11 protein-coding genes and 2 pseudogenes are annotated in these 13,656 nt (G+C 60.2%); 8 read left to right on the top strand and 5 right to left on the bottom strand.

Annotated features, from left to right (window positions below; genetic code table 11):
- Window positions 1–144: 144 nt before the first annotated feature.
- The 4 genes and pseudogenes from QR77_RS45975 (at window position 145) to QR77_RS43690 (ending at window position 5,221) form a co-directional block, all read left to right on the top strand.
- The gene (locus tag QR77_RS45975) at window positions 145–1,734 is read left to right on the top strand and encodes a hypothetical protein (protein WP_150130404.1); all 1,590 of its coding nucleotides are present in this window, start codon (window positions 145–147) and stop codon (window positions 1,732–1,734) included.
- Window positions 1,735–1,871: 137 nt separating this feature from the next.
- Window positions 1,872–2,474 (top strand): annotated as a pseudogene (locus QR77_RS48750) (site-specific integrase); the annotation flags it as partial.
- Between the two features lie 761 nt (window positions 2,475–3,235).
- A complete protein-coding gene (locus QR77_RS48745; protein WP_236710701.1) occupies window positions 3,236–3,826 on the top strand; it encodes a hypothetical protein in 591 nt (196 codons plus the stop codon).
- Window positions 3,827–3,943: 117 nt separating this feature from the next.
- The gene (locus tag QR77_RS43690) at window positions 3,944–5,221 is read left to right on the top strand and encodes a DNA methyltransferase (protein ID WP_160310928.1); all 1,278 of its coding nucleotides are present in this window, start codon (window positions 3,944–3,946) and stop codon (window positions 5,219–5,221) included.
- Between the two features lie 83 nt (window positions 5,222–5,304).
- On the opposite strand, the gene QR77_RS45970 is transcribed toward QR77_RS43690, so the two are convergent.
- Entirely contained in the window at window positions 5,305–5,985 is a 681-nt protein-coding gene (locus tag QR77_RS45970; protein ID WP_150130403.1) for a hypothetical protein, read from the bottom strand.
- A 320-nt stretch (window positions 5,986–6,305) separates the two neighbouring features.
- The gene (locus QR77_RS45965) at window positions 6,306–8,687 is read right to left on the bottom strand and encodes a hypothetical protein (RefSeq protein WP_150130402.1); all 2,382 of its coding nucleotides are present in this window, start codon (window positions 8,685–8,687) and stop codon (window positions 6,306–6,308) included.
- Window positions 8,688–9,023: 336 nt separating this feature from the next.
- On the opposite strand from QR77_RS45965, the gene QR77_RS43685 reads away from it, so the two are divergent.
- Window positions 9,024–9,832 (top strand): IS5 family transposase gene (locus QR77_RS43685; RefSeq protein ID WP_173476317.1). Its coding sequence is split into 2 segments (ribosomal slippage): window positions 9,024–9,363 and window positions 9,363–9,832, totalling 810 coding nucleotides; the frame shifts between segments, so codons are not numbered across the junction.
- A gap of 117 nt (window positions 9,833–9,949) precedes the next feature.
- A pseudogene (locus QR77_RS17580) lies at window positions 9,950–10,216 on the top strand (GntR family transcriptional regulator); the annotation flags it as partial.
- Between the two features lie 160 nt (window positions 10,217–10,376).
- On the opposite strand, the gene QR77_RS17575 reads toward QR77_RS17580, so the two are convergent.
- The 3 genes from QR77_RS17575 to QR77_RS17565 all read right to left on the bottom strand — a co-directional run bounded on the left by QR77_RS17575 (window position 10,377) and on the right by QR77_RS17565 (window position 12,706).
- Window positions 10,377–10,814, bottom strand: coding sequence for a hypothetical protein (locus tag QR77_RS17575; protein ID WP_040028164.1), 438 nt, complete (start codon window positions 10,812–10,814; stop codon window positions 10,377–10,379).
- A 153-nt stretch (window positions 10,815–10,967) separates the two neighbouring features.
- The gene (locus QR77_RS42260) at window positions 10,968–11,153 is read right to left on the bottom strand and encodes a hypothetical protein (RefSeq protein WP_150130401.1); all 186 of its coding nucleotides are present in this window, start codon (window positions 11,151–11,153) and stop codon (window positions 10,968–10,970) included.
- Between the two features lie 374 nt (window positions 11,154–11,527).
- Window positions 11,528–12,706 (bottom strand): helix-turn-helix transcriptional regulator, encoded by a 1,179-nt coding sequence (locus QR77_RS17565; protein WP_040022819.1) that lies wholly within the window; start codon window positions 12,704–12,706, stop codon window positions 11,528–11,530.
- A 211-nt stretch (window positions 12,707–12,917) separates the two neighbouring features.
- Between QR77_RS17565 and QR77_RS17560 the strand changes: the two genes are divergently transcribed.
- Window positions 12,918–13,151: a hypothetical protein gene (locus QR77_RS17560; protein WP_040022818.1), complete on the top strand. Its 234-nt coding sequence runs from the start codon at window positions 12,918–12,920 to the stop codon at window positions 13,149–13,151.
- The gene (locus QR77_RS17555) at window positions 13,132–13,656 is read left to right on the top strand and encodes a DUF6879 family protein (RefSeq protein WP_040022816.1); all 525 of its coding nucleotides are present in this window, start codon (window positions 13,132–13,134) and stop codon (window positions 13,654–13,656) included. The genes QR77_RS17560 and QR77_RS17555 overlap by 20 nt, the downstream gene beginning before the upstream one ends.

Below are 13,656 nucleotides of genomic sequence, written 5' to 3'. Positions count from 1 at the left end.
GCAGGAACGCCTTCCCTATCGCTGATCGCAGAGGGAGCCACAGATCGTGGGCAGAAGGTCAGCACAGCCACGGTGCGCCGTTTGCTGGTGGGAGGTACGTGCAGCGAGGGTCCCGCGACAGCTGTGGCCTACACGCTAGCGGAGATGGACAGCCGCCCCGTGGCCGGCAAGCCCTCAGATAATTGGGACGCGTTCGACGAAATGCTGACAGCGCGATTGAGGGCGGTGCAATCGGGCGAAACACGCCCCGGAGCAACTGCGCTGCTCGGGGGCCTCGGCATAAGCTTGGAACGTGTAGTAGAAAAACTCAGCGAAGAGCCAGCCAGTACGCGCCGTATATCTGAGCGCGAGGTCTGGATCGGACGCAGCCTGCCCAAGGATGACACCACTTGGCCTGACTGGGTGTACATCTTGATGCAGCTCGCAGCTACTCCCGCCCTGCACGAGATAGCCGAAGAGGCGTCACGGTTTTCCGGGATCCCGTATTCGCGCGAGAAGATTCGGCTGATCCTCAAGGGCGGAGGTCGAGTTAGTGCCGCGCGCGACACCGCTCGCGCCCTAATCTACAGGGCTATGCGGCTACGTGAATTCAATGCAACCTCCGAAGTCCTTGACCAGGTCGGTGATGCCGCAGAACTTCTGTTCAGACGTCAGTCCGACTACGACGGGGAGACACTCGCGCGGAATCGAGTCGTTGGAGAGTACTTACGGGGCCTGTCGTCTTCAGGTGCTGTTGCGCACACGCTAATGAACGATGAGCGCCTTAAGGTAGCCTCGTACGCCGAAAATGACGCTCTGGCAGAGCTGAGAGAATTCTTCCAGCCGAACGAGAGCTTCCGGCATCAAGTCACAGTGCTTGCCGCTGGGGCAGCACCAAAGGCTGAGATGAGAGGAATTTCGCCGACGAAGTATATGTTTGCTCTCTTTGACGACGTTCTTGACCTTGACGAGCGTACTACGGATTTGATGCCTAGGGCAGGCAGGCGAGGTCATCCCTGGTCCTTGGTAGATAGTCTCCCAGCGTTCGAGGTGGGCGTACTCCTGATCACTGGACTGAACGGCACAATCGGGATTGATGCCATCAAGTATCTTCCGTGGCCGCCAGAAACAACTGCGGTTGTGGCGATCTCTACATGCGGTGCCGCAGAGGAGTTAATCCAATCCCTAAAAAGGATCGCCGCCCGTCTGCGTCAAGGCGTCTACGGCCCCCAGTTGTTCGACATGGCAGCGCGCGAACTAGAGCAGTCAGACAACTCTATCGGGCGAGCTTGGTTCCAGGATCACATGCGCAAGGCTTGGCGCGATCACGCGCTTGACCCCTTGCCTTGTCCGCGGCGTGAAAAACACAATGCGATGCCATGCCCACTTTGCGAGGAGACCCAGGGTGCGGCCACCCTAGTATTTGACAAGCTAAACCATCGCGGGATTCTACCTCGGTCGCACGGAAAGCTATTCCACGTCCATCCCGAGGCAAAGCGAGTATTTGCTGAGACGCTAAATGCAATGTTCCACTCGTTGGACGTGAGTCCATCTGAATTTGCGCGCAGGGGAGGCTGGGAGGCCGCCAGTGTCGACATCTGGATCACTGGTGTTCTGATCCCTCCGCGTAAATTCATCGATCTTGTCGTAGAGGCCTATGAGGAAAAACACGGCTCACTTGGCGAGAAGGCGCGCACTCACCTTTTGGCACTGTACGTGGAAGCCTATGAGGCCAACCAGTCTGAGAGGACATAGAGTAACTGCCTTCATAGATTACGTACGTGTCCTCTGCGGGGCGGCGGCACCTTGGACGACGTCACCCAGCTCCTGCCCCTACTCGATGCGATCCCATCCATCGGCGATCGGATCGGTCACGCCCGGCACAAGCCGACGACGCGATCGGTATCCGCTGGCTGTTCATGGTCTACCTCGGCGCGTACGACCCGATGCGCCCCGAAGAGCTGGCCGGCCTGCGCCGCCGGGACGTCGCCCTCGACAACCTGGTGATCCGAGTGCGTGTCGCCGAACCGGAGCGGCCCAATGGCAAACGCGCCCCGGGAGAGTCCAAGTCCGACGTCGGTGTCCGTGCCGATTTTCTCCACAAGGAGGTGAAACAGCACCTCGCATGGTTCGCCGAGAAGGAATCCGACGGTCTGCTCTTCGTCGGCGAGAATGGCGCACACGTCCTTCGGTCGAAAGTGGAGCCGCGCCCGCACCGCCGTCGGTCTCCCGGACGGCTTCCGGTTCTACGACCTTCGCCACACGGGGCACACGCTCTCGACCCGTTTGGGCGACACGATGGTCCGCGCCGGGTAGTCGTCGAGAAGACCGCGCTGATCTATCAGCACCCCGACGAGGAGCGTCAGCGGGACCTCGCGGCTGGCCTCGACGAACTTGGTCCGCTCCGAGCGTGCGAAGCACACAAGGGCAAGGATCACGACCCCACGCACCACAGCTCCTTCCCAACCAAGGTCCAGTACTATGCGCCTAGTTGACCCGATTGAGGGGGTGGGTCGTCGTGGAAGGCGTGCCGAACATCAGTATCAAGCCGCAGGACCGGTACCGTCTCAGCGCTCGACCTCTAGGTCGTGGCAGTTACGCCGAGGTATTTCACGCCGTCCACAAAGAAACCGGCAAAGAGGTGGCACTGAAACGCGCCCATCTTCGCCAAGAGGCCAGAGATAGGACCAAACGGGAGATACAGGACCAGAAGCGCCTGGCTCATCCAAACATCATGCCGATTTTTGATCACGACCCGGGGTTTGCGTGGTACACAATGCCTCTCGCGCTTGGCAGCCTTAAGGATCTTCGAAAAGGCCCAGACGAGGAGGAGTTGGCATCAATTCTTTTCGCGCTCGGGCAAGCCCTTGACGTGGCTCACCGCCTCGGCTTGGTGCATCGCGATATATCCCCACCGAACATTCTTGCCCTCCCTGGCGAGAGCGGCGCAAAGTACCGGTGGGTAGTGGCAGATTGGGGCATGGTCCGCCGCCCGCCTGGGGAGGCTTCTCGGGCTCTCACACGAACCGGGCAAGGGATGGGAACCCCAGGTTTCGACGCCCCCGAGCTCAGTGTGGACCCACGCCAAGCTACGCCAGCAGTCGATGTGTACAGCCTCGGGCGGATTGCCGCTTGGTACCTTACGGGAAAAATGCCTACGAGTGGGGTACGGCTGCTACCTGACGCAGAGTTTCTACATTGGCGCCTATTTGTCAATTCCTCCACGCAACAAGATGTTCAGCTGAGAATTAAGACGATGTCTAAGTTGCAACAGATGGTGCAGGCAGCTCTTGACGATCGTGACGAACCCGTCCTAACTAGGGCGCGTAGGCTGGTGGAAGAAGTCGTGCTTGGGCAGGAAGAAAGCCTAGAAGCGTTGGTACGTCTAGTTGATGCCCACCAAGATGACGCTGACCTTTATTTCGATTATTTTGCGCAAATACCGAGTGTGCGGTCACGTGCGTGGGCTCACTCTGATCCAGAGCGGGCCGCTTCTTTGGCGGGAATCCTGGCAAGACACCTCGTAAAGGACTCTTGGGGTGACCGCGACAGAGAATATGTCAGCACGCCGTTAGCGTTCCTGCACACGATCTTGCAGGCGTTGGTGAGCAACAACAACCTTGGGCACGCCCAGGACCTCGCAGCAGACTTTTTCGCTGCGGATGTTTACTGGCGGGATCAGGAGCAACGCCAGCGCAGTTTACAATGGTTGGCTGACATCCAGGCGCCAGCCGACCGTATGCTTGCGCCGGTCTTGAGTGCCCGGCCCGATGTCATGGAGTACTACAAGGAACCTGGTTGGCAGGCTCGCAGCTTGGTTCTCGGCACGATCCTTACTGGCGGATGAACTTATCCCGCACCACCGTGGTGGTGAGGCGCGCCACCGTGGTGCAATAGGTCAATGTTGACAAGCGACAACTCCAGGCCGGCGACGCAAGGTACGGTCCTCAAGAAAGAGTCACAGGTGCACGAGCCCACCTCAGGACGGGGACGCCGGCATGGCACCAGCCGAAGCGATCCCTTCGATCGCTGGTTTCGCTACCCCGCGGGCTTCGCCTCTGACTATGCCTCCTTGCTGCTGAATCAGCTGCAATTGCCCACCGCTGGACTCGTGGTTGACCCCTTTACTGGATCTGGAGTCACAGGCACAGCCGCTAGACGAGCCGGTCATTCGTTCTTCGGTGTCGAGGCACATCCGCTGATAGCTGAGCTTGCAGCCCTCAAGCTCGGTCGTCCCGTGGGAGACCCCGGCGGACTCCTAGCAGCTGCACGTGGAATCGCGGAGCGAGTTGAAACCACCAAAAGCAGCATCGACCTCAGCGGTGAGGCCGAATTGACGCTCCGTAGCTTTGATCCCACTACGCTCACTGTTCTCATAAAATTGCGCAATTCGATCCGAAAACAACATGAGCATGAGTGGAATCTGTATTTGAAATGGGCATTGCTCGCAACACTGCGAGACGTTGCCTCCGTCCGTGTCGGTTGGCCCTATCAGCGGCCCGGCTCTCAACGGCAGCCCACGTTCGCTGATCCGATTTCACGTTTCCTTCAACGAGTCACGTGGATAGCCGATGACATTCGATCGATCAGAGAGGTTGAGTCGAATTCATTGACGTTTCGGGTTAAGCAAGGTGATTCGCGCGAGGCGAGGAACTGGGCCGAAATAGGGGAGGGCGTTGCGCACGGATGCCTTACTTCGCCACCATACTTGAATAACTTCGACTACGCAGACGCGACGCGACTTGAACTCTACTTCTGGGGTGACGTGACCAGTTGGTCGCAAATGTGCTCAGAAGTGCGTTCCGACATGCTGACGGCAACAACTCAGCAGACCAGTGTTGGAGCTGCACGCGACGCTAGACTTTCGTTGCAGAGGTACGGATCAGTCGGACCGCTAATCAATGACCTCGCTGACCAGCTACAAAAGGAGAGAGGTAACCGAACGCGGGGCAAGGAGTATGACCGAGTGCTTCCGGACTATTTTGTTGCGATCGGCCGCATTCTGGAAAATCTTGCCACTGTATTGTCTCCGGGTGCCCCCACGGTCCTGTTGGTAGGTGACAGCGCACCTTACGGTGTCTACGTTGACACACCTGGTTTGATAGCAAAAATGGCGACGGAGCTGGGATTCACTCTCGAGGAAGATGTCATTCTTCGCCGCCGAGGACAACGCTGGGTAGGGAATGCTACCCGTCATAACGTGGATCTTGCAGAACGCTCTGTGTTGCTGCGCAGGAACTAGGACAGGGTATGGCGTCTTCCTCGACGGGCGTGGTTCAGTCTCCAGAGGAAGACGCCACCCTTTGAATTTCCGTTGCTGATGGTCTATTCGAATGAGTGCCGTGCCTCTGTAAATTCTCGGAGTAGGTCTTCCTTGAGTGAGCGAGTATCAGTCGAGCGCTCAAAAATCATTCCGCGATGAGCGAGTTGACCGGCAGCTCCCCGATAGGCAGAAACCAGTAGATCGAACGCTGAAGCAAGGGCAGACTCCGTTAGTCGAGGACGCCTCGCTAGGTCCCGGCCGAGGAAGGCGATGACGTATTGTCTTTGCGGGGAGGGGATATACAATAGCTCACCATTGTTCTTGCTATCAGGGGTCACCATCAGGCGATCAGCCAAACGTCGACGCGCCTCGCTCAGTGCATAACCTCCCTTCAGCCGCTGTTCTCCTGCTGCCCGACTGCTACGACTGCGGGATACTGCAGCAGCGAACGCCTCGGCCCCCGAGAAGATCGCACTATCTACTTGTTCGCCGTCCACTGTCCAATGATCCGACTTGGCTACGGCCCTATCTTCGGTGTCTGACCTGTTAACGAGAAGCGCGATCACAATGCCCACCGAGATGGCCTGCATTACTTCGCTTCCCTGGCCTCGCCTCAGAGCGACCACCTGATTCAACCTTGCCATCGACCACGTTCTGTAGATCTGCATCGCCGTGCCTTCTGCTGTTGCTACATCGGACGGCGTAATTACTACGTGATCTTCGCCGACGGGATACTTTTCCAACAATGCCAGCGTCAGACGTGCCTCTATGCCTACTAGCAGAACTCTATCCCCCGCTTGCACCCCAAGCGGTTCCCCATGCTGACTAATGCGACGAAGCAAGTCTGCCGGCGTGTCAGGCAATTTGCCCAAACGATCACGCAAGGAATGCCCACGTGCCAAAGGGTCGAAGAATCGCTTACACAGGGCTAGATCTGCTTCCAATTCTCCCGGCGCCGCGCCATACGTGAGATGCCAAAGTTGAGTAAGGTCTCTAATCAATGTCACACACTCGCCTCCCGTCAAGATGGCAGGGATTCCGAACACACGTCGAACGGGCATAATCATAGGTAAAAGGCCTCTGCGAAATATCCGCGCTGCCTAAGCGCGCTAACTCGCTCGTCGGTGCTCCCGTTCAGCGATGCCATCGAGGGAGAAATTTCGAGCGGTAGAACGACAAGGACTTGGTCGTTCGGTGCTTGCGCCTGGCGTGCCTGGAGATACTTAGCCAAGGCTGCCATGTTTTTAGCATCGATGAATGAGCCGAACTCATCAAGAGCAATAAGCCGATTTGATGCAGCATTCTCATCTTTGTCAAGGTTCGCAACTTGAGCCTGAGTGTAGGCGAACGCTTGTTGTCCGCTTGAGAATGCAGCGAGCGGGCGTTCATTCAACTCACCGTCGGCGGCCGTCCACGAGAGTTGAAGACTGTCTGGGTCTAGCTTGACGTCTTGTCCGCCATCGAAAAGTGCCGCTCTTACGACTTCACTGTCAAACCATTGGCGAACTTCATCTGCTAGCCATAGCTTGGCGGCCCTATCGGATGCGGTCTCTGTGCCTCTTTTCCCATCAGGTTCGGCAATACTGGTACCAAGCCGCCCAAAAGCTGTCTCGATGCCGCGGAGCGAAGAGTAGGTGGACGCCAACGTGTCGCGCGCCCTATCAATCACCGAGGCTACTTTTAGCAAGATCTCAGCCTGCTTATTAGGACTGAGCGCCGGCAGGGAAGAGATTTCGGGGACCGCGCGTCTAAGCCAGGGGATATCAGGAGACTCGCTCAAGAAGTGTGCAGTCGATGTTACGTCGGAAACGCGATCCTCGGATGTGCGCCGCGCGAGAGCCGATTGCTGGGATGCTTGGGCTTCTCTACGCGTCAAGTTCTCCAACTCGACTTGCTCTTTTTCGCGATGCCCCCTAAGGCGCGCAACCTCGACGTCGACTTCGCGACAGAGCTGCACCAATTCTGCTGCCAAGGCCTCCTCAGTTTTTCCACCGCCGAGAAGTTCGCGTGCGTGACACAGTCTTGCGTGATCCCCCTGAACAGTGCGACTCTCCTGGTCTAAAGCATTGCGAGCCTGCATCAGGTCTTCGAGAGTCTGTGCAGTTTGCGCGGGAAGGCCCTGCGTAGCCTTACGAAGGCGATACTCTGCCTTACCGAGAGATGTTTGAGCCGCCTCTAGTTCTTCCAGCACGCCTTCCGCCTGCGTGATTGCATCCAGTCGGCTTCGCGTCTTTTCGATCTCATCTGTCAGCTGTTCGGCATCTGCAGAAGGGGTCTCCTCGCCGAGGAGTTCAGCCTGATGCTGAAACGCTTCCCTCAGAGCGGTGACGGTCCAAAATGAACCTTCCTGATCAGCGCCGATGAGGATCGTTTTACCCAGATCCTCTTGCTCTGCGGATTGCAGGCTAAAGATTAGACTGTTGAGGAGGTTTACTAGAATCGGAGTAGCGTGAATGCGCGGAAGTTTCTCCAGCAATGCATTGAGATGTTGGCTAAGGTCACTCCTGGCCGCAGTAAGTTCATCGTCCGAAGGCTCGACGCTCGCTGCTGCAGCAAGGTGCTGGAGGTGACTCCGCAGAGTCCGAAAGGTTTTATCTTGCCGAATTAGATGCTTCTGGGCATTGTCGAATTCTTTCTCTGCTTTTTCGCTTAGATGCTTTTGGGTGCTTGCTTTTGCTATTTGTCCATCCAGTTCCTGTCGCTGCTCATCGAAGCTTTCGAGGCGAGCGGCTAGCTCCTGAATCTTCTGATCCATTTCAGGTCCGCGTCCTCGAACCTGGGTAAGCTGCGTGGCTACTTCTACGGCCTTGTCCAGGAGTTTGATGCGTTCGCGCGCTGCTTCCAGTTGCCTCGTAAGGCTGTCAGCCAGTTTGTCAGCCTCGGCTGTAACAGTGAGGTCGTGCGCTAGTTGTGCGGGTGTGCATCCGGTGATCTTGTGCTGCAGTTCGCCTAGGGCAAGTTCAATTTCTTCCTGGCGTTGTCCTCCGACTTCTACGTCCCACGCTCTAATTCTCTTCTGTGCAGTGCTGATTCTGTCTGTAAGCACGCTGACGGGGGTATCGGCGGCCATGACGTGATGCACACTGAGAAGTGGGGAAATGTCGCGTGGGCGGGCAGCCTTTCCATCAATTCGGATGGACCCGATTAGCTCGCCAAGGGGCTCGGCAACATTAGGCCATCGACTGGAATCGATCAGCCACTCTATCTCTTGTGCGCCATTTAGCTCCTTAATTATGACCCGCGCGCTCTTCAGTTGGCTACGAAACGTCTTCCAAGAGTGGTCGTTGCCGATAAAGGGTTGGGCACCCGTGCACAAGCGCAGGAGTTTGATGGCATTGGTCTTTCCGATTCCGTTGTAGCCTTCAATTCGACAAAGCGGGATATCGGGAATTTCTCCGATAATTCGAAGGCCGCGACGAGACTCGGTTTCAATCCTGATGTGCATCTGCGATCAACCTTTCGAGGACAAGGTGAGGGTCGAACGTTTCTGATGCAAGTAGGTTCAGGAGTGAGATGTCAACTCCGTGCGCAGCAACCTGACCAGTGGTTACTTGACGGTTCTCATGTCGCCGAAGCGCCACGTCTATGTCGCGAACTACTGCGATCATTTGTTGCCCAGTATCTGACATTGCAGTCCCCCTGCCTGTCGCGAGAAGCCGGACCTATCCAGCTCCTGATGCTCCCACAGTCGTGATGCCCGTAAGCCTACTTACTGATCGTTTCAGAATGAAGTTCGCTGTAGGGCTTGGCAGTTGGATGGTGTGTTGGCCGGATTCGTTGGGTGTCTGCTGATCTTGTGCCTGATGACCTGTGGGAACGCGTGGTGCCGCTGTTGCCTCCACGGCCGCCCAGGCGGCATCGGTATCCCGGTCGGCTGCGCGCGGATGACCGGGCTGCGCTGCGGGGCATCGTTTACGTGCTGTGCAAGGGCGTGAGCTGGCGGGATGTCCCCACGGAACAGATCGGCTGCAGCGGGGTGACGGCCTGGAGGCGTTTGCGGGACTGGACGGAAGCTGGTGTCTGGCCGCAGCTCCACGAAGTGCTTCTTGCTGAGTTGCGGGCCGTCGGCCTGCTGGAGATCGACGACGCCGCGATCGACGGTTCGCACGTCAGGGCCCTCAAAGGGGGGCTCACACCGGACCTTCGCCGGTTGACCGGGCCCGGCCCGGCAGCAAGCACCACCTGATCGTCGACCGGCAGGGAACTCCGCTCGCCGTCTCTCTGACCAGCGGAAACCGTCACGACGTCACTCAGCTCATGTCTTTGCTGGACGCCATACCCCGCATCCGTGGCCTGCGCGGCCGGCCACGCCACCGGCCACGGCGACTGTTCGCCGACCGCGGGTACGACTACGACAAGTACAGGCGTCTCATCCGCGCACGTGGGATCACACCCCACATCGCCCGCCGCGGCAGCCCACACGGCTCGGGACTGGGCAAAACCCGGTGGGTCGTCGAGCGGACCTTCGCCTGGCTCCACCAGTTCAAACGACTCCGCATCCGCTACGAGATACGAGCCGACCTCCACCTCGGACTGCTCCAACTCGCCTGCAGCATCATCTGCTTGAGACGACTCCGGACCTCATTTTGAAATGATCAGTTAAGGCGGAGCGGGTTTGGCCGGTGTCCTGCCCGGGTTGGGGTCGAGCATTGTCAGGGGGCCGTACGCTGGCTGGCTACTCGGGCAGGCTGTGATCCTGCCAGAAATTTGGACGAGTGGCGCCGGGCGCAGACCATTCAGGATCGCATCGAGGACGGCACGTACCCGCCCGGCTCGCGTGTACCCAGTGAGAACCAGCTCGTGCAGTCCTTCGGGATGTCTTGGCCGACTGTCGTCCGGGCGCTGGAGCTTCTCAACCGTGACGGCTGGCTGGAGTCGCGACGGGCTTCGGGGAGCATCGTGCGTGGGCGCCCGGAAATCGCCGAGCAGCGGGACCGTCGTGGCCGAGTCGCGTTGGAGCGTGATGAGTCTCAGTGAGGGGATCCCCCGGTTTCGCGGCTGAGTTGCTCGGCTTCTTCGACTGTCGCGCTCGATGCGGCGGCGCAGGCGGCGCCTGTCTGCGTCTCCGTTGCCTCGGGGGACCAGACCAGAACGGGAAGCGGACCGGTGCTGCGTTGACGCACGCCGAATCGGGTCAGCGACTGGCGCGGATCATTACGGTGAGGACCGGCGAGGCCGGTGACGGTTGGCTCTGGCCAATGTCCGCGTAGCCCCACAACTTGTAGAGCGCGTGGACCTTTCCGTCGCCTGCGGCTGGGTTACCCATGAGGGTGACGTACGGCTCCTCGCGGGTGGTGAGGGAGGAGTCGTGGATACGGCGGGCGGTGCCGGTCTTTCGCCAGGGCGTCCGGACGCCGATTTCCTTCAGGGATACGGCCGCACGCTCGGTGTACTTTGCCGCCGGTTCCGGGTTGGTGCGCTGCCAGTAGCGGTCGCCGTGTTCGATGGTGGTGCCGTAGGCGTAGCCGACCGGTTGCCCGTCGGCGTACGCGAGCACGGCCGCGAAGCCCAACTCGGCGCCGTGGCGGTCCAGGCGTTCGCCGAATGTGGTGACCGCGTAGTTCGACCCTATGAGGCTGGCTCGCTGCCACGGAGGCCGAGCTGATAGCCGTCGTCGGCCAGGCGAAGGAGACCGTGGAAGGCACTGCCGACGACCGGCGGAAGAGACGACTACAGTGGGACGGCCGCTGCGTATAGGAACCGCCTGCATGCTCGGGGGCCGCGGCTACCCCACAGCGAGCTTCAACAGGAAGTCGGCGTTCGTGGTCACGTCGTGCCCCATTACCACCGAGTGGTGTTGCAACGTGGCGAGCCGCTCGGCGACTTCGCGGCGGGACTTGGCGGTGCCGCCGCCATTGACCCGGGCTAGCTCGAACACGTCCGGGTATCGGTCTTCGGACTTTTCGCTCATGAAGTCGTGTTCACCCAGCCCCCGGCAGCCCTGGGACATTGCCGGAGTGGCGCCTGCCTACATACGCGGGAAGAGCAGGGCGGCTGCTTGTCCGCCGGTCGCCAGATTCAGACTGAACCAGTGGGTGAACTGGTCCGGGAACACTTGCGTTTGGACCTCGCGCCCGCCGTCCCATAGCGGTTCGCGCCGGCTGGCCTGCAGGGAGTCCGTCACCCGCTGGTCTTGGGTGGAGTGCAGGGAATCGCCGCCCTCGAGTCGCTCCCGCGTCACCTCGAACCAGCCGATCGCTCTCCGAAACTGACGGATGCCAACCTGATATGCCTCGCGGTCGCCCAGGCGTTGCTGGGCTATATCCCGGCCCGTCACTGGATGGCTTACGCAGTGAGGCCGGCGCGTTCGGCCATGGCCAGGAGGTCGGGGCGGGCGCGCTGGTTCATGATGAACAGCACGCGCAGAACCTCGCGGCTCATCGGGTGGATCTCTGCCATCTGCGGTGATACCCGGAAGGCTGCCTTGAGTGCTTCCTCGGCTCCTGGCGCGTCCTTCATCGCCAGTCGGGCCCGCGAGAGGTCGATGAAGAGTCGGCCGAGCCGGTTGGGTTTCAGTCCGGCCGGGGGCTGCGCGACGAGGGCCGTCGACATCTCCACCGCCTTGTTCGGTTGGTCCAGTTCTACGTGTGCCGCCAGTTCGTACAGGGCGGTGTTGCCCGCGCCGAAGGTTAGGTTGTGCATCAGCACGTCGCCATCGAGCCTTGTGGCGTAGCGCTTGGCGTGCTGAAGGTGGGATTCGGTCGCGTTCTTGTCCCGGTGTCGTGACGCGAGGACGACTCCACGCAGATGCAGTGATCCGAGGATGACGATCGATTCGGGCCCGTCGCTGCGGCTGCCCTGGTACTGGCTGATGGCCCGCTCGACGATGGCCAGGCCGTCGTCGTATGCGCCGGCGCTCTGGTGCGTCCCCGCCTCGTTCCAGGCGGCGGCTGCCTCGGCCGCCGGATTCCAGGTACTCTGTGCCGCCCACTGCTGCCGGGCAACGATCATGTCTGCCAGGTCCGGCTGAACGAAGCGGTGCGTCACGGCGTACGCACAGCCGTAGAGGTTGGCGAGCTGTCTCCAGGCGAGCGCGTCGCTCCCGGCGTCGAGCGCCGTAGCTGTGGCCTGACCGAGAAGGGCCGGCAGTTCCCGAAGGAGTTCGAGGTACTTCGTGTCGGACCGCAGGCGAGCGGCTTTTTGTAGTCGGCTCGTCAACTCGTCGGGAGCGGGGGCGTCTTCTCTGGGCAGGGTGTGGCGTCGAACGGCGTCTCGAAGGTCATTGAGCAGGTCGGCTTGTTCGGTGAGGCCGAGAAAGGGTTGTCCGTAGATCCGCGCGGTGGATACACGCAGCGGCTTGGCGAGCGCGGCGACGACGGGGGGCGTTGCCGGGCGGTCGCCGTTCTCGATCTTGCTCAGGTAGGAGACAGAGATGCCGGACAGCCGGGCCAGTTTCGTCTGCCCCATTCCACGAGCCTTGCGCAGTACCGAGATGTTCTCACCGGCGGCAGGTGTGCTGTCCATGGTTCCCACTGTTCCAGGCCGCGGGTGGACGGCGGTCGCTTGTGCGAGTTTTGTGTGAACTGATCTTGGTGCAAGGCGAGTTCACTGACTGTCTCAGCTACGTGACACCGGGTAGAGCCACGTTGCAGGGGATGCCGGCGGTCTTGATGTTTTTGAGCCCGTGGCAGTTCTCGTGCAACCGACTGCAACCCGTTCGGCATCGGAGGTCAGCATGGCACTACGGTTCGTCGGGAAGGACCCGGAGTCCGGGGACCACGGCTCCCCGGCCGTCTGGGTGGACGAGGACGCCAAGGACTTGCTGTTCCAGGGCGTGAAGGTCGATCTCCAGACGGAGGCGACCTGCAACAAGGATGTCGCGATGCCCTCCTACGAGGGGATCGTCCGAGTACCGAAGCGGATGATCCCGCTTCTCAGGGAGGCGCTTGATGTCGCAGAGCTTGAGTAGCTTCGCCGACCTGCTCCGTGCCGTCGAGCACTCAGCGGTTCACCTGGAGCTCCGCGACGTCTACGACATGGGGAACGAGACGGCGGGCTTCGAAGCCTGGAAGCAGGGGCACCGGCTCGATCCCGCTGACCGTGCTTCATGGTGGCGCCCGTGGCTCGACCTGGTGCAGGAGGTGTCGGCGAAGGGTGTGCTGATTCGCCGCGCCCGGGTGATCTGCGAGCCCCCGAGCGAGTACATCCGCTACGAGCACTCCTTCACATTCACCAACGTGACCGCGGGCGAAGAAGTCCGCTGGCTGCCGAGGAGCAGCGCGGCGGAGATGGTCCTCCCGGAGCACGACTTCTGGCTCTTCGACGGCCGTCTCGTCCAGTTCAACATCTTCGACGATGCCGGCCGCTGGATTCGGACCGACCAGACCGAAGATCAGACTGCCGTCGCCCAGTGCGCCACGGCATTCGAAGACGTGTGGGAGCGCGCCGTCCCGCACGAGAAGTACAGCATCTGA

Origin of the sequence: Streptomyces sp. 150FB (genome assembly GCF_000818195.1) — a bacterium.
Taxonomy (GTDB): domain Bacteria; phylum Actinomycetota; class Actinomycetes; order Streptomycetales; family Streptomycetaceae; genus Streptomyces.
This window is presented reverse-complemented; position numbering and strand designations above follow the sequence as displayed.